We start from the raw sequence: 18,187 nt of genomic DNA on the forward strand, positions 1-18,187 counted from the left end.
TTAACTAATTTCGGCCCATTTTTAGACGAAACAATTGATTTTCAACAAATAAATAATGATCAATTGTTTTTAATTAGCGGAAAAACGGGATCAGGGAAAACGATGATATTTGATGCTATTGTGTTCGCTTTATTTGGTGAAGCATCGACAAAAGATAGAAACGAAGGGGATTTACGTAGTCACTTTGCAGATGGTAAATCACCAATGGTCGTTGAGTTCGAGTTTGAATTGAGAGATTGTATTTATAAAATTAATCGACAAGGTGCATTTGTAAAAGAAGGCAATAAAAATAAAACACTTGGTCAACTTTCAATTTATCAACTTGAAGATACATATGAATTACGTGAAAGTAAAGTGAATGCTGGAAATCAATTTATTAGAACGTTACTTGGAGTTAATTCGGAACAGTTTAGACAATTATTTATCCTTCCTCAGGGTGAATTTAAACGTTTCTTATTATCTAAAAGTATAGAAAAACAAGAAATACTAAGAACATTGTTTAATAGTCAAAGATTTGAAGAAATACAAAAATTGTTAAATGATGATGTTAAAGAGGTAAGGGCGAATATTGAAAAGCGATATCATACACTTGAAACGGATTGGATGGATTTGGATACTTTTGATGATACCGTGTTAAAAGAATATAAAGAAGTTAGTTCAAGACAAACTGATAAAATTAAAGCATTAATACCACAATTCAAAAGCATAGGTGAATCTATTCAAAATGATTTATTAGCAGCTGAAAAAAGAAGTATTGAAAAATTTGAGCAAGCTGAAAATTTATTAAATCGTAATTTGAAACTTCAAGATGCTATGACAAGTCTTGAACAAAATAAACAAAAGCAAGAAGCTTTGTTATCCAATGAAAATCATATAAAAAATCAAATAAAACTATTAAATGAGATCACTGAGGTAAGACCACTTTCTAATTTACTTGATTCAAAAGAGAAACTTTTAAAAAAGCACGAAGAGATAAAAAAAGATAAAACAGAAACAAAAGCAGTCATTTCAAATTTACAAAGACAATTAGAAGACTACGAGAAACAATTTGAAAAACATCAGAAACTATCTGAAACAATAGAGAAATCGAAATCATTTATAGAAAATTCTAAAATATTTTACAATAAATTTGATAAGTATAAAGATATATATCAACAAAGAGAAAATTTAAATTACACATATGCCGAGTTAAAATCAACGTATGAGCAACAAAAACAACTACTTAATCAATATATTGAAAAATTAAATGACAGAGAACCAGATTATAAAAGAAATGAACAACTTAATGAAAAAATACATCAGTTGGATTATGAAATTAAGGTTAACAAACAAAATGAGTTGAATAAAAACGAATATCAAGACTTGCAAAAGCGACAAACTAACATAACAAACCAAACTGAACATATTAATTCTGAAATGCGTGCATTAGACGCTAAATATGAAGCAATCGATAAAACTAATATAGATTTAAATAATAAACAAGATATGATATCTAAGTTACAATCAGTGCTAGCTATAGGTGATACTTGCCCACTTTGTGGCAATGAAATTCATGAAATTGAACATCATATAGATTTTGATGAACTTACCAAAAGACATAGTCAGCTTGATCATATAGAACAACAACGTCTAAAATTAAAAGAGCAAAAAATTAAATATGAAAGTGAGTGGCATCACATTTCAGAACAGTTACATAGATTTAACTTAGATGATTTAGAAAAAACAAATTATACTGAGCTAGAATTAACTAAAGATAACTTATTAAAAGAAAAAAGATTGCTAGAAGAGGAAAATGAAGTAATTAGAAACCTTCAAGAGAAAATTTTTAATCTAAGGCAGAAATCACATGAGTTAGAATTGGATTTAAAAACGCAACAATTCAAATTAGATGAAAATACATTGATGATAAATGATTTTGAAAATACAACACAATATACAGACGTGGATAAATTTATTACTGCTTATGACAATTCATTAGTGAAAGTGAATGATTATCAAAAGCAATATGAATGGTTAGTACAGCAACTTCAAGAATCTAAAAACGCATTGTCACTAGAAATGAATAACAAAGCACATCTTGACAATACTGAAGAGAGTTTGCAAAAAGATATTAAAGAAGCGGACCATAAAATCAACAATGAAATGAATAGAATTGGTTTTACATCATTAAAAGATGTTGAACACACGATTAATGAAATTCCTAATAAAACGAAAATAGAAGCGGAAATCAACAAATTTAATCAAGAGAAACAACAATTTGAGATTATCATCAAACAGCTGGAAACAGAAATTAACGACCAAGAATTACGTGATATTAATCAATTAAAAAAAGATTATGAACAGAAAAAAATACAACTAGACCATGCTAAAGCGGTGTTAAGTGAACATAATTATAAACTTGAGTTTAACAACAAGAAAATTGATAATATTTATGCTGTTATAAAGTATTTAGAAAAAGAATTACAAGAACAACAAGAAGTTTTTCAATTAGCAGAAGTTTTATCTGGGAAAAATGAACAAAAATTAACTTTAGAAAATTTTGTTTTAATTTATTATTTAGAACGCATACTTGCGCATGCGAACCAACGCTTATCATTGATGACAGGTGAAAGGTATCAATTAGTTAGAAGGGAACAAACTTCAAAAGGGTATAGTGGCTTAGAAATAGATGTATTTGATTCTCACTCTAATAAGAAAAGACATATTACTTCGTTATCAGGAGGAGAAACCTTCCAGGCATCCTTAGCGCTAGCTTTAGGTCTGAGTGAAGTAGTGCAACAAGAATCTGGTGGCATTGCATTAGATTCGATGTTTATAGACGAAGGATTTGGTACTTTAGATCAGGAGACCCTAGAAACTGCTTTGGATACACTACTTAGTTTAAAGTCTTCTGGAAGAATGGTTGGTATTATTTCTCATGTTAGTGAATTAAAGCAACGTATTCCACTTATTTTAGAAGTGCAGACAGAACAATACCAAAGTAAGACAAAATTTATAAAACAATAAAAGCATAAAAACAGTGAATTACTTTATGAAAAGTAATTCACTGTTTTTAATCTTAAAGAAATAGGTATATAAGGGCATTGATGATGGTTATTTGATGATACTTATTTAAATAATTTCATTTTAAAATAAACTTAATGGAAGTTTATACATGGATGATATGTTGATTTAGGTTATAAGTTTAGTTTATAAGTTTAGTTTAATCATCTATTAATAATATGCAAAGGCCTTTTTTATTGAGAATAGTTTAGACAAATAATGCTAAATTTACAAATTAGGAGTGAAGCATTTGTAACAAAGAGTCTTATTATAAAAAGGAAATAGCAACAAGTTAGCTCGTCTTATGAATTAAAGGTAGAATGTCCAAATAACAAAATAATCCCGTAAATGAATGTCGAAAATTCATTTACGGGATTATAGTTTAAGGAATTTTATCCTAATTTCTTACAAAAATACGAGCGTACTAAATAATATTTCGTGTTAACGTTTATTGTTTGTCACGTAATAAATCACGAATTTCTGTTAATAGTACTGTGTTTTCTTCAATTTCTTCTTCTTCTTGTTTAATCAATGTATTTGCAATTTTAACAAATATAAATAGTGCAAATGCAATAATAATAAAGTCTATAATCGATTGTACAAACATGCCATATTTGATACCCATGAAGGACCAACTTTTGGCAAAATCAACGGTACCGAATATTAAACCGATTAATGGCATGATAATATATGAAACCAAAGCTGTTACAATTTTGTTGAAAGCTGCACCCATAACTACAGCTACTGCTAAATCTAAGACATTCCCTTTCAATGCAAAATCTTTAAATTCTTGTAGCATATTATTAACCTCTCTTAATTAAATATATTTAATATAAATGTTATTATACAATATTTATTAAATTATGAAAATACTTTTTAAAAGTGAATTTGATATTAACATAGATGTTTGTTATTCTTATGAGTGGTTAAACTAAAAAATAGAAATAAATTTATTTTTGCAAATTTCTATTTAGATTTAAAAATTTAATATGAATATGAAAGGGAGTAATTAATTGTGAATTCTTCTGAAAATCAACCAAACGGTAAGAAGATATCCCCAGTATTTATTTATAGTGCGATTATTGTTGGTATCGTTGTTTTAATCGGGGCAATTGTTCCAGAACAATTTGACAATGTTACTAACACAATTAAGCTATGGATTACAGATAAATTGGGTTGGTATTACTTAATTCTTACAACGTTTATTGTTTTCTTCTGTATTTTCCTAATTTTTAGTCCTATTGGAAAATTAAAGCTCGGTAAACCAAATGATAAACCAGAGTTTAATACGATATCTTGGTTTGCGATGCTATTCAGTGCTGGTATGGGTATAGGACTTGTGTTCTACGGTGCTGCTGAACCTATGGCAGATTTTGCTGCACCGCCAAATGCGGAACCTAAAACTACTGCAGCATATACTGAAGCATTACGTTCTACGTTTTTCCATTGGGGATTCCATGCGTGGTCTATTTATGGTGTGGTTGCATTAGCACTTGCTTACGCTCAGTTTAGAAAAGGAGAACCAGGACTTATCTCAAGAACGTTACGCCCTATCTTAGGCAATAAAGTAGAAGGTCCAATCGGAACGATCATTGACGTGTTAGCAGTATTTGCAACAGTTGTCGGTGTTGCTGTTTCGTTAGGTATGGGTGCACTACAAATCAATGGTGGTTTGAATTACCTATTTGGTGTACCAAATACTATTTGGGTACAAGCAATCATTATTGTGATCGTTACGATTCTATTTATTATGAGTGCATGGTCAGGTTTAAGTAGAGGTATCCAATACTTAAGTAATTTAAATATTAGCTTGGGTGCGGTCTTAATGATTGCAGTTTTAATTATTGGACCAACTGTGTTGATATTAAATATGATGACAAGTTCAACAGGTAGTTTATTAAATTCATTCCTATTTAATACTTTTGATACAGCAGCTCAAAACCCACAAAAACGTGAATGGATGTCTAGCTGGACACTTTACTATTGGGGCTGGTGGTTAAGTTGGAGTCCATTCGTAGGTATCTTTATAGCACGTGTTTCTAAAGGTCGTTCAGTACGTGAATTTATTGCTGGTGTACTTTTAGTACCTGCTTTAGTAAGTTTTGTATGGTTCAGCGTATTTGGTGTATTAGGTATTGAAACTGGTAAGAAAAATCCAGAACTATTTAATATGACTGCTGAAACACAACTATTTGGTGTGTTTAATGAAATACCATTTGGAATTATATTGTCGTTGATAGCACTAGTACTCATTGCATCATTCTTTATTACATCTGCTGACTCTGCAACATTTGTATTAGGTATGCAAACGACATTTGGTTCATTAGAACCTTCAAATGTTGTTAAAGTGACTTGGGGTATTGCTCAGTCATTAATTGCTTTCGTATTACTATTTGCAGGTGGAGGAAATGGTGCAGATGCGTTGAATGCAATTCAAAGTGCTGCGATAATTAGTGCGTTACCATTCTCCTTTGTAGTTATAATGATGATGATTTCTTTCTACAAGGATGCAAATAAGGAACGTAAATTCTTAGGCTTAACTTTAACGCCTAACAAACACAGATTACAAGATTATGTACAATATCAACAAGAAGATTTTGAAGATGATATAATTAATAGAAGAGCGCCGTTAAGAGACGCTGAAAAATAGTCTTAAAAACTGAGGGCCAACATAGGCTCTCAGTTTTTTGTATATATACTAATTGCTCTAAATTAATGATAATGATTCTCAATTAATAATAATAACTTATTACACGATACACTTGCGATAAGTTTTGCTTATACATGCTGATTGTAAATTCAAATCTAAATTATAGAGGTTTATAATGGTAGGTAGTTGTTTTAAGTTACATATAATTATACAATTTAATTAACGGCATATATTTACTAAAATTTTCAAGGGGGATTTATATGGCTTCTAATTTAAAAGAGCAAGCGAAAAAGTCATTCGAGCTAAATGGGAAATCATACACATACTATGATTTAAAAACTTTAGAAGAACAAGGTTTAACAAAGATATCCAAATTACCATATTCGATTAGAGTTTTACTAGAATCTGAATTGAGACAAGAAGATGGATTTGTTATTTCTGAAGAGCACATCAAAGCATTGTCAGAATTCAATAAAGGTACAGAAGGTGAAGTACCTTTCAAACCATCTCGTGTTATTTTACAAGATTTCACTGGTGTACCTGCAGTTGTTGACCTAGCGTCATTACGTAAAGCTATGAATGATGTTGGGGGAGACTTAAACAAAATCAACCCTGAAGTGCCAGTAGATTTAGTTATCGATCACTCAGTTCAAGTAGATAGCTATGCGAATCCAGACGCACTAGAAAGAAATATGAAATTAGAATTTGAAAGAAACTATGAACGTTATCAATTCTTAAATTGGGCTACTAAAGCATTTGATAACTATAGTGCAGTTCCACCAGCAACTGGTATTGTACACCAAGTTAACTTAGAGTACTTAGCAAACGTTGTTCACGCACGTGAAGTAGACGGAGAAACAGTTGCTTTTCCAGATACTTTAGTAGGTACTGACTCACATACAACTATGATTAATGGTCTAGGTGTATTAGGTTGGGGTGTAGGTGGTATTGAAGCCGAAGCTGGTATGCTTGGTCAACCTTCATACTTCCCAATTCCTGAAGTGATTGGTGTTAGATTATCCAATGCGTTACCTCAAGGTGCTACTGCAACGGATTTAGCATTACGTGTAACACAAGAATTACGTAAAAAAGGCGTTGTTGGTAAATTTGTTGAGTTCTTTGGTCCAGGTGTAGAACATCTACCATTAGCAGATAGAGCTACAATTGCAAATATGGCGCCTGAATATGGTGCAACTTGTGGCTTCTTCCCTGTAGATGAAGAATCTTTAAAATATTTACGTTTAACTGGTCGTTCAGATGAACAAATTGAATTAGTTAAAACATATTTAGAAGAAAACAATATGTTCTTTACTGCTGATAAAGATGAACCAGATTATACGGACGTTGTTGAATTAGACTTAGCTACAGTTGAAGCTTCACTTTCAGGTCCGAAACGTCCTCAAGATTTAATCTTCTTAAGTGATATGAAAGAAGAATTTGAAAAATCTGTTACTGCACCAGCTGGTAACCAAGGTCATGGTTTTGATGAGAGTGAATTTGATAAAACAGCAACAATTGAATTTAAAGATGGATCTAAAACACAAATGACTACAGGTGACCTTGCTATTGCAGCAATTACATCTTGTACAAATACGTCAAATCCATATGTTATGTTAGGTGCTGGTTTGGTAGCTAAGAATGCAGTAGAAAAAGGCTTGAAAGTACCTGAATATGTTAAAACATCATTAGCGCCAGGTTCTAAAGTTGTTACTGGTTATTTAAGAGATTCTGGTCTGCAAGAATATTTAGATGACTTAGGATTTAATTTAGTAGGTTATGGTTGTACGACATGTATCGGTAACTCAGGACCATTATTAGAAGAAATCGAAAAAGCGATTGCTGAAGAAGATTTACTTGTGACTTCTGTTTTATCAGGTAACCGTAACTTTGAAGGACGTATTCATCCATTAGTAAAAGCGAACTATTTAGCATCACCTCAATTAGTAGTTGCATACGCACTTGCTGGTACAGTCGATATTGATTTACAAAATGAGCCTTTAGGTAAAGGTAAAAACGGAGAAGATATCTACTTGAAAGATATTTGGCCAACAATTAAAGAAGTCGCAGACACTGTAGACAGTGTTGTTACTCCTGAATTGTTTAAAGAAGAATATGAAACTGTTTATAATAATAATGAAATGTGGAATGAAATCGATGTAACAGACCAACCGTTATATGATTTCGATCCAGAGTCAACTTATATTCAAAATCCATCATTCTTCCAAAACTTATCTAAAGAACCTGATGATATTAAATCATTAAATAATTTACGTATTATGGGTAAATTTGGAGATTCAGTTACGACTGACCATATTTCTCCAGCAGGTGCTATCGGTAAAGATACACCAGCAGGTAAATATTTATTAGATCATGACGTACCTATTCGTCAATTTAACTCTTATGGTTCTCGTCGTGGTAACCATGAGGTAATGGTTCGTGGTACTTTTGCTAATATTCGTATTAAAAACCAATTAGCACCAGGTACAGAAGGTGGTTTCACAACTTATTGGCCTACTGGTGAACAAATGCCTATATATGATGCAGCGATGAAATATAAAGAAGATGGCACTGGTTTAGTAGTATTAGCTGGTAATGATTACGGAATGGGCTCTTCTCGTGACTGGGCAGCTAAAGGTACAAATTTACTAGGTGTTAAAACTGTAATCGCTCAGAGTTATGAACGTATTCACCGTTCTAACTTAGTTATGATGGGTGTGTTACCTTTACAGTTTAAAGATGGCGAATCTGCTGATAGTTTAGGCTTAGATGGTACAGAAACGATTTCAGTAGATATCGATGAAAGTGTAAAACCACATGATTTAGTAAAAGTAACTGCTGAAAAAGAGAATGGAGAAGTTATTGACTTCGAAGCAGTTGCACGTTTCGACTCACATGTAGAAATTGATTACTATCGTAATGGCGGTATTTTACAATTAGTATTAAGAAATAAATTAGCAAATTAACTGTGCATTATGAATATAGTTAAGGCTGAGACAATATTTTGTGTCTCAGCCTTTATTTTAATTGGATAAAAAAACCATACGCTATGCGTATGGTGCAGTATGGTTATACCGTTGTATTAAAAATTGCATCTCTACGTACTAAAATAATATTTGGTCAGCCAACCAAAATAAACAACACGAGGAGATGCAACTTATGTCATCAGACACAAATAGTTTAGCACATACAAAATGGAATTGTAAGTATCACATTGTCTTCGCTCCTAAATATAGAAGACAAATTATAAAATGTGATTTCTGCCTTGCATTCTTTTTTATGTTAATATTTATATATAAGTACTACGAACAATTGAAAAGAGGACGTTTATAATGATTTATAGTATTACAGAAATTCCTTCACGTTATGCAGAAACGGATCAAATGGGTGTGATTTATCACGGTAATTACCCAACATGGTTTGAGGTTGCACGTACAGATTATATATCAAAATTAGGTTTTAGCTATAAAGCTATGGAAGAATCTGGTATTATTTCACCGGTTACAGATTTAGATATTAAGTATATAAAAACAATACAGTATCCTGAAACTGTGAAAATTAAGACATGGGTTGAAAAATATACGCGTTTAAGATCAATTTATCGTTATGAAGTATATAACGAAGTAGGTGATTTAGCGACTACTGGTTCAACTGTTTTGACTTGTATTAGAAAGGATAACTTTAAGCCTATTAGATTGGATAGATATTTTCCTGAATGGCATGCAATGTATGCCGATGTAGATAAAAGAAATCAAGCAGGAGAAACATTTGAAGTGAAAAATGGCATACTTTAATATAGTTGTAGTTAAATGTATAAATGCATAATTAAGTGTATGCGTATGTATTTATATACAATGATTGATTAGCAATGTGTTGTTGAAATGTACACAAGATTATCAAAATGATAAATAAAAAGAGCCTGAAATGGAACCAGGCTCTTTTTAAGTATATATTTATATATGAATGATCAATTGTGTTATGTGAATTGAGTTCTATTATTATTTAGCAGAATATGAAATTTCATCGACACTATCATTGACGTCTATGAATAAATCATGGTCTTCAAAATACCATAAGTCTTTTTCTGCAATTACTACATCTAAGCCGTCAAAATGATTTTCGTAACCAATTTCTACATCATCTTTTTGATCAACACTGAATGCAGGGCTAAATCCTTGTTTTAATTGGAATTCTCCACCATAGCGAACGAAAAATTGTAAGACTTTGTTATCTTCAGGTAAATCAAGTTCATCTTTAAACCAAGATACAGCGTTATCTGAAAGTTTTATATCCATAATAAAAGTCCCCTCTCATTTCACAAGTTTAAAACTTGTGACCATTGGTTACTAATTTTTAAATTAGTACTATATCTATTACCCAAATTTGAGTAACAATAAAAGTAGTATAACATAATTAAGTATAATTTTCTTTAAATTCAAATTGTTCAATATGTTTTAGGGTGAGGGCAAAGAATTTTTAAAAATGTTGTGAATTAGTGTGACATAATTAAGAGTAATATAATATTCTGAAGTGTATATTGTTATTTTAATGAATAAAAAAATAGTGAAACAGAAGTCTGTGTTAAAGATTTCTGTTTCACTATGTTGGAAAGCTGGCTAATAAACAAGTTTTTGTGTTGTCGTTTTCTATTAGCCAAATATTCGTATCTACTTTTCAATAGTTGAGACATAAGAATATCTCAGACTGAGCAATGTTTGCTATTTTTTTATTGATTGCTAATGACTTTTGTAATAGTTACATCCATTTAATTTTTGGCTCTTCGCCTTTAAAAATCCTCACGATATTTGTTCGATGTCTAAATATTAATAAGACGCCTACACCGAAACTCACGACTAATAAGATATAATCACGAATTAACAGCGCACCGATAACACAACAGATTGATGCTATGATACTCGAAAGTGATACATACTTTGTTAAATAAAGTATGCCAAAGAAAATCGCTGCTAAAATGAGTAATAGTAGAGGATTGATTCCAAGTATCACACCTGCACTTGTGGCAACTGCTTTTCCACCTTTAAATCCAAGGTAAATTGGATACACATGACCTAGAATTGCAAATGCGCCTACGATGAGTCCATTTGTGAAAAATGTACTAATAGCACCATCTGCATGTACTGGTAACCAAAGTGGTAAGAATACAACAATAAATCCTTTAAATATATCTAAAAATGTAACTAGGAATCCTGCAGGTTTACCTAACACTCTAAAACTATTTGTTGCTCCTGTATTCCCACTACCAAATTGTCTAATATCTTTTTTGAAAAATAATTTACCTATTACATAGCCACTTGGGAAAGCACCAATGAGATAACTTAAAATTAACATGATTATTATCATCACCATACATAATCCACATCCTTTAATGACATTAAAATTATTTTACCACATATGACCACGGTTAGACGAACAAAAATTTATAACTGTAGTAAAACACGGTTCAAATATAATTTGATACTTGCAATTTATCAAGATTTATATAAGAATAACTAATGTATAGTTTTAAAAACGAACGTACGTTTGTAGGAGGGCGAAACGATTGGCAATGAACAAACAAAATAATTATTCGGATGATTCCATTCAGGTTTTGGAAGGGCTAGAAGCCGTTAGAAAAAGACCTGGTATGTATATTGGTTCTACCGATAAAAGAGGATTACATCATTTAGTGTATGAAGTTGTCGATAATTCCGTCGATGAAGTATTAAACGGCTTTGGTAATGAAATAGCAGTTACAATAAATAAAGATGAAAGTATTACTATAGAAGATGATGGACGTGGGATGCCGACTGGTATTCATACATCGGGCAAACCAACTGTTCAAGTAATATTTACAGTACTTCATGCAGGCGGTAAATTTGGACAAGGTGGATATAAAACTTCAGGAGGTTTACATGGTGTAGGTGCATCAGTCGTAAACGCATTAAGTGAATGGTTAGAAGTAGAAATTTACAGAGATGGCGCTATTTATAAACAACGATTCAGTCAAGGTGGTATACCAGCTACAGGCCTAGAAAAACTAGGGAAAACTAAAAAAACAGGTACTAAAGTTACCTTTAAACCAGATGCTGAAATTTTCAAATCAGCAACCTCTTTTAACTATGACGTGCTAAGCGAACGTTTACAAGAATCAGCATTTTTGCTTAAAAATCTTAGAATTACGCTTAAGGATTTAAGATCTGGTAAAGAAAGAGAAGATGTATTCCATTATGAAGATGGCATTAAAGAATTTGTAAGTTATGTAAATGAAGGTAAAGAAGTGTTACATGATGTAGCAAATTTTGTTGGAACTGCTAATGGAATAGAAGTAGAGGTCGCATTTCAATATAATGATCAATATTCGGAGAGTATCTTAAGTTTTGTCAATAATGTACGTACTAAAGATGGCGGTACGCATGAAGTTGGCTTTAAAACAGCCATGACGAGAGTATTTAATGACTATGCTAGACGTATTAATGAATTGAAAGAAAAAGATAAGAATCTAGATGGTAATGATATACGTGAAGGTTTGACAGCGATTATTTCTATTCGTATTCCAGAAGAATTATTACAATTTGAAGGACAAACTAAGTCTAAGTTAGGCACGCCTGAAGCGAGAAGTGCAGTAGATTCTGTTGTATCTGAAAAATTACCTTATTATTTAGAAGAAAAAGGACAATTGTCAAAAGCACTCGTTAAAAAAGCATTAAAAGCCCAACAAGCAAGAGAGGCAGCACGTAAAGCAAGAGAAGATGCACGATCTGGTAAGAAAAATAAACGAAAAGATACGTTGTTATCAGGAAAATTAACACCTGCACAAAGTAAGAATACAGAGAAAAAAGAACTGTATTTAGTTGAGGGTGATTCAGCTGGCGGTTCTGCAAAATTGGGACGTGACCGCAAATATCAAGCGATTTTACCATTAAGAGGTAAAGTTATAAACACTGAAAAAGCACGTTTAGAAGATATTTTTAAAAATGAAGAGATTAACACGATTATCCACACAATAGGTGCAGGTGTAGGTAATGAATTTAAATTAGAAGATAGCAATTATAATCGCGTCATTATAATGACAGATGCTGATACTGATGGTGCGCACATTCAAGTGCTTTTACTAACATTTTTCTTTAAATATATGAAACCTTTAGTAGAAGCAGGAAGAGTATTTATAGCCTTACCGCCATTATACAAACTGGAAAAAGGTAAAGGTGCTTCTAAGAAAATAGAATATGCATGGACAGATGAAGAATTAGAAAAATTACAAAAAAAATTAGGTAAAGGATTTAGTTTACAGCGCTATAAAGGTTTAGGCGAAATGAACGCTGATCAATTATGGGAAACAACGATGAACCCAGATACAAGAACGTTGATTCGAGTACAAGTTGATGATGAGTTACGTTCATCGAAACGCGTAACAACTTTAATGGGAGACAAAGTAGCTCCTAGACGTGAGTGGATTGAAAACCACGTTGAATTTGGTCTTCAAGAAGATCAAAGTATTCTGGATAACAATGAAATTCAAATACTAGAACAGGATTATTCTGATGAGGAGGAAATGAATTGAGTGAAATAATTCAAGATTTGTCGCTGGAAGATGTTATTGGCGACCGATTTGGTAGATATAGTAAATACATCATTCAAGAGCGTGCATTACCAGATGTTCGTGATGGGCTTAAACCTGTTCAAAGACGTATTTTATACGCTATGTATGCTAGTGGTAATACATTTGATAAAAATTTCCGTAAAAGTGCAAAAACAGTGGGTGATGTCATCGGACAATATCATCCGCATGGTGATTCATCTGTATATGATGCGATGGTTCGATTAAGTCAGGACTGGAAATTGCGACATGTTTTGATAGAAATGCAAGGTAATAATGGTAGTATCGATAACGATCCAGCAGCAGCTATGCGTTATACAGAAGCGAAATTAAGCAGAATTTCAGAAGAGCTATTAAGAGATATTAATAAAGAAACAGTGCCATTTATGCCTAACTACGATGATACGACAATGGAACCTATGGTTTTACCAGCTAGACTGCCACATTTGTTAATTAATGGAAGTACAGGCATATCTTCAGGTTATGCTACGGATATACCACCGCATAATCTCGCTGAAGTTATTCAAGCAACATTGAAGTATATAGATAACCCAAATATCACAGTAAGTCAGTTAATGAAGTATATCAAAGGTCCCGATTTTCCTACTGGTGGTATTATTCAAGGAATAGACGGTATTAAGAAAGCGTATGAAACCGGAAAAGGTAAAATTGTTGTGCGCTCTAAAGTTGATATTGAAGAATTAAGAAATGGTAGAAAAGAACTCATCGTTACTGAATTACCTTATGAAGTTAATAAGAGTGCACTTGTTAAAAAGATGGATGAACTGCGAGCAGATAAAAAAGTAGATGGTATTGTAGAAGTACGTGATGAAACTGACCGTACAGGGTTACGTATTGCCATCGAATTAAAGAAAGATGTTAATAGCGAAGCGGTTGCTAATTATTTATATAAAAATACAGACTTACAAGTGGCATATAATTTTAATATGGTAGCAATAAGTGATGGTCGACCGCTTCTTATGGGTATTCGTCAATTTATAGACAGTTATCTCAATCATCAAATTGATGTAGTTACAAAGCGTACACGTTTTGAATTGAATAATGCAGAGAGTAGAATGCATATAGTAGAAGGTCTCATGAAGGCTTTGTCAATTTTAGATGAAGTTATTAAGCTCATTAGAAATTCAAAAAATAAAAAAGATGCTAAAGATAATTTAGTTTCTGAGTTTGATTTTACAGAAGCACAAGCTGAGGCGATAGTTACGTTGCAGTTATATCGTCTGACAAATACAGATATTGTACAACTACAAGAAGAACATGATGAATTAAAAGCTAAAATTGCACATTTAAAAAATATATTAGATAATCATGATGCTTTGTTAAATGTTATCAAGGAAGAATTGAGCGAAATTAAAAATAAATATAAACAACAACGTTTATCTTCTATAGAAGCTGAAATCAGTGAAATTAAGATTGATAAAGAAGTTATGGTGCCAAGTGAAAATGTGATTATGAGTATTACGAAACATGGTTACATTAAACGAACATCGTTACGTAGCTTTAATGCAAGTGGTGTAGAGGAGCTAGGTGTGAAAGATGGCGATGCAATGCTCAAATACCAAGAAGTCAATACATTAGACACAGCACTAGTATTTACGAATAAAGGCAGACATCTTTATATTCCAGTTCATAAACTTTCAGAGATTAAGTGGAAAGATTTAGGACAGCATGTATCACAGATTGTACCCATTGATGAAGGCGAGCATGTTATCGATGTTTACTGTGAAAATGATTTTAGACCAGATGCATTTTATATTTTAGCTACGCGCAATGGCATGATTAAGAAAAGCAATGTCTCTATGTTTAAAACATCAAGATATAACAAACCACTTGTTTCTATGAAACTAAAAGATAATGATGAAGTGATAAATGTAATGAGATTAGATGAACCTCAAGCGATTACCGTGTTAACACACAAAGGTATGTCATTAACTTACAGTAGTGAAGAGTTATCAGATACAGGACTTAGAGCTGCTGGTGTTAAATCGATTAACCTTAAAAGTGAAGACTTTGTTGTCTTAACCCAAATCGTTAATGAAAAAAATACGATCTTGATGGCAACACAACGAGGTTCATTAAAACGCATAGGATTCAATATTTTACAAAATGCCAAACGTGCACAACGTGGTATTACTTTATTAAAAGAGCTTAAAAAATCACCGCATCGCATCGTAGCAGCTAACGTTGTGCAGCCAGATCATACGATTTATACAATATATTCAAAACAACATGAAGAAAGTGGCAATATTAAAGATATTCATTTATCAGAACAATATACTAATGGCAGCTTTGTAGTAGATGTTAAAGAGTTTGGCGACGTTGTTAGTATGATTGTTAAATAACTTTAATTTTAAAATTTTGTTAGTAAATACAACAATATAATGATAAAATACCTATAAGGTGTAACAAAAATGAAGCAAGAGATTTATAGTAATGTGAAAAAGTTTAGTGCAAGGCGTAATGTTTTATACTGAACTGATTCATTCATTTTCATGTCTACATAAGCATTGAATTTTGTTTATAAACATGAATGCGACTATAAATCTCTTGATTTTACTATGAAAATTAAATTGTATAGATGAGAGGGATTAAATTGAGCAATTTTGATAGTTTGATTCCGGATTGGTTCAAAGCATTTGTTCAAGTCGGGAATGATTTAATCTGGTCACAATACTTAATTGGACTATTAATCACAGCAGGTATATTTTTTACTATTGGATCTAAGTTCGTACAATTAAGATGGATACCGGAAATGTTTCGAGCAATTGGAGAAAAACCTGAAACATTAGAAAATGGGAAAAAAGGTATTTCACCATTCCAAGCATTCGCGATTAGTGCAGGTTCTCGTGTTGGTACAGGTAATATAGCCGGTGTTGCGACAGCAATTGTATTAGGCGGTCCTGGTGCAGTATTCTGGATGTGGATTATTGCTTTTATCGGAGCAGCCAGTGCATTTATTGAAGCAACGCTTGCACAAGTGTACAAGGTACCCGATGAAGAAGGTGGCTATCGTGGAGGACCAGCTTATTACATAACTAAGGGACTCAATCAAAAATGGTTAGGCATTGTGTTTGCGGTGCTAATCACAGTGACATTTGCATTTGTTTTTAATACAGTACAATCAAACACGATAGCTGAATCATTAAAAACGCAATATAATGTAAGTCCTATTATAACGGGCGTAATCTTAGCTATTATTACTGCTATTATTATATTTGGTGGGGTAAGAAGTATTGCAACATTATCTTCGATCATTGTGCCTGTGATGGCAATTATATATATAGGATTAGTTGCTGTAATATTAATATTTAACTATGATCAAATCATACCAATGATTGCAACTATAATTAAAAATGCATTTGGATTTGAACAAGCAACGGGAGGCGCGATTGGAGCAGCCGTTCTGCAAGGTATAAAACGTGGCTTGTTCTCAAACGAAGCTGGTATGGGTTCTGCGCCAAATGCTGCTGCTACTGCTGCAGCGCCACATCCAGTTAAACAAGGTTTAATCCAATCATTGGGCGTATTTTTTGATACGATGCTAGTATGTACGGCAACGGCGATCATGATTTTATTATATACAGGATTAGAATTTGGAGAGAATGCAGCACAAGGCGTTGCAGTTACACAATCTGCCTTAAATGAACACTTAGGTAGCGCAGGTGGTATTTTCTTAACGATTGCTATCACTTTATTTGCATTTTCTTCGGTTATTGGTAATTACTACTATGGTCAATCGAACATGGAATTTTTATGGGAAAATAAAACAGTATTATTTATTTTCAGATGTTTAGTTGTTGTACTTGTCTTCGTCGGTGCTGTTGTGAAAACTGAAACGGTATGGAGTACAGCAGATGTGTTTATGGGTCTAATGGCCATCGTCAACTTAGTTGCTATTATTGGTTTATCTAACATTGCTTTTGCAGTTATGAATGATTACCAACGTCAACGTAAAGCTGGCAAAAAACCTGTATTTAAACCTGAAGAGTTAGAAATTAACTTGTTTGGTATTGAGAGTTGGGGAATGAAGAAGAAGTAATTGTATTTAAACATTAATGCAAAGATTTGAATTTTCTTCAACATCATTATCATAGTTTCTTTAATAATAATTCATATATAAGCAGTAATATAAAATGGATGATAAACATTTGATTTTATATTACTGCTTTTTAATATACATTTTTATATTTTAGCATAATATACTTATATCGTATTAATACATATTGTTCGTTGCTATTATTATGGATGTTTAGTTAATTTTTAATAAAACATGGCAAAATATATGTTTGGTAAATGGTCATTGTGTTATGATTAACATTAGTTATTTTAAATATTGAACGTTATGTATTGTATTACAAAGGTGCATTATTTTTTGGCTATGCGCTAAATAAGCAATATATTTTGAAAAATAAGGTTTGGTGATGTTATGTCAAATGAAGATAATTTAAAACAAGAAACGACATCTAAGAAAAATAGATTAAAACTAAGTTTCCCTGAAACACGCTTTATGAAATTTTTAGGTGGTAAAGATTTAGTTTTTGCTTTGCTCATATTAATATTTATTGGCTGTGCTATTTTTATATTTGATCAAGTTTCTTATATTTTTAAACCATTTATAATTGTTTTTAATACAATTGTAGCACCGATTATTGTATCGATTATATTATATTATCTATTTAACCCATTAGTTAATTTGATGGAACGGTATAATATTTCAAGACTTTGGGGTGTAATCATATTATTCTTAGTCATTATTGGTGTTATTGCGCTAGCAATTAATTTATTAATACCTGTAATTGGTGCTCAGTTTAAAAGTTTTGGAAATAACTTCCCGTACTATGTAGATAAGGTTAATAAATTTATAGATAGTGTAACGAAAT

At 32.0% G+C, this 18,187-nt stretch carries 12 protein-coding genes; 9 read left to right on the forward strand and 3 right to left on the reverse strand.

Annotation, left to right across the window (positions count from 1 at the left end):
• Window positions 1–3,006 (forward strand): exonuclease subunit SbcC (gene sbcC / locus CD150_RS09900; RefSeq protein ID WP_240621226.1); only part of this gene is annotated, 3,006 nt, incomplete at its 5' end.
• A gap of 484 nt (window positions 3,007–3,490) precedes the next feature.
• On the opposite strand, the gene mscL is transcribed toward sbcC, so the two are convergent.
• The gene (mscL, locus tag CD150_RS09905) at window positions 3,491–3,841 is read right to left on the reverse strand and encodes a large conductance mechanosensitive channel protein MscL (protein WP_046208558.1); all 351 of its coding nucleotides are present in this window, start codon (window positions 3,839–3,841) and stop codon (window positions 3,491–3,493) included.
• Window positions 3,842–4,057: 216 nt separating this feature from the next.
• Between mscL and CD150_RS09910 the strand changes: the two genes are divergently transcribed.
• The 4 genes from CD150_RS09910 (at window position 4,058) to menI (ending at window position 9,483) form a co-directional block, all read left to right on the forward strand.
• Window positions 4,058–5,692 (forward strand): BCCT family transporter, encoded by a 1,635-nt coding sequence (locus CD150_RS09910; protein ID WP_397610313.1) that lies wholly within the window; start codon window positions 4,058–4,060, stop codon window positions 5,690–5,692.
• A 260-nt stretch (window positions 5,693–5,952) separates the two neighbouring features.
• Window positions 5,953–8,655, forward strand: a complete 2,703-nt coding sequence (acnA, locus tag CD150_RS09915) for an aconitate hydratase AcnA (protein ID WP_046208556.1) — start codon at window positions 5,953–5,955, stop codon at window positions 8,653–8,655.
• A gap of 193 nt (window positions 8,656–8,848) precedes the next feature.
• Window positions 8,849–9,022: a transposase gene (locus tag CD150_RS13915; protein WP_330870086.1), complete on the forward strand. Its 174-nt coding sequence runs from the start codon at window positions 8,849–8,851 to the stop codon at window positions 9,020–9,022.
• Window positions 9,022–9,483: a 1,4-dihydroxy-2-naphthoyl-CoA hydrolase MenI gene (gene menI, locus CD150_RS09925; RefSeq protein ID WP_046208555.1), complete on the forward strand. Its 462-nt coding sequence runs from the start codon at window positions 9,022–9,024 to the stop codon at window positions 9,481–9,483. Before CD150_RS13915 ends, menI begins: the two co-directional genes overlap by 1 nt.
• A gap of 204 nt (window positions 9,484–9,687) precedes the next feature.
• Here menI and CD150_RS09930 read toward each other — a convergent pair whose 3' ends face one another.
• Window positions 9,688–9,984, reverse strand: a complete 297-nt coding sequence (locus tag CD150_RS09930; RefSeq protein WP_046208554.1) for a HesB/YadR/YfhF family protein — start codon at window positions 9,982–9,984, stop codon at window positions 9,688–9,690.
• A gap of 460 nt (window positions 9,985–10,444) precedes the next feature.
• The gene (gene plsY, locus CD150_RS09935; RefSeq protein WP_046208729.1) at window positions 10,445–11,053 is read right to left on the reverse strand and encodes a glycerol-3-phosphate 1-O-acyltransferase PlsY; all 609 of its coding nucleotides are present in this window, start codon (window positions 11,051–11,053) and stop codon (window positions 10,445–10,447) included.
• Window positions 11,054–11,255: 202 nt separating this feature from the next.
• On the opposite strand from plsY, the gene parE reads away from it, so the two are divergent.
• The 4 genes from parE to CD150_RS09955 all read left to right on the forward strand — a co-directional run.
• Window positions 11,256–13,250: a DNA topoisomerase IV subunit B gene (parE, locus tag CD150_RS09940; protein ID WP_164987281.1), complete on the forward strand. Its 1,995-nt coding sequence runs from the start codon at window positions 11,256–11,258 to the stop codon at window positions 13,248–13,250.
• Window positions 13,247–15,649 carry a DNA topoisomerase IV subunit A gene (parC, locus tag CD150_RS09945; RefSeq protein WP_073342201.1) on the forward strand — a complete coding sequence of 801 codons (2,403 nt, stop codon included), beginning with the start codon at window positions 13,247–13,249 and terminating at the stop codon, window positions 15,647–15,649. The genes parE and parC overlap by 4 nt, the downstream gene beginning before the upstream one ends.
• Window positions 15,650–15,900: 251 nt before the next feature.
• Complete coding sequence (gene alsT, locus CD150_RS09950) at window positions 15,901–17,346, forward strand: glutamine transporter AlsT (RefSeq protein WP_046208551.1); 1,446 nt, start codon at window positions 15,901–15,903, stop codon at window positions 17,344–17,346.
• A 387-nt stretch (window positions 17,347–17,733) separates the two neighbouring features.
• A partial coding sequence (locus CD150_RS09955) for an AI-2E family transporter (RefSeq protein WP_142382335.1) occupies window positions 17,734–18,187 on the forward strand: 454 nt, incomplete at its 3' end.

Source organism: Staphylococcus ureilyticus (genome assembly GCF_002902235.1).
Lineage (GTDB): Bacteria > Bacillota > Bacilli > Staphylococcales > Staphylococcaceae > Staphylococcus > Staphylococcus ureilyticus.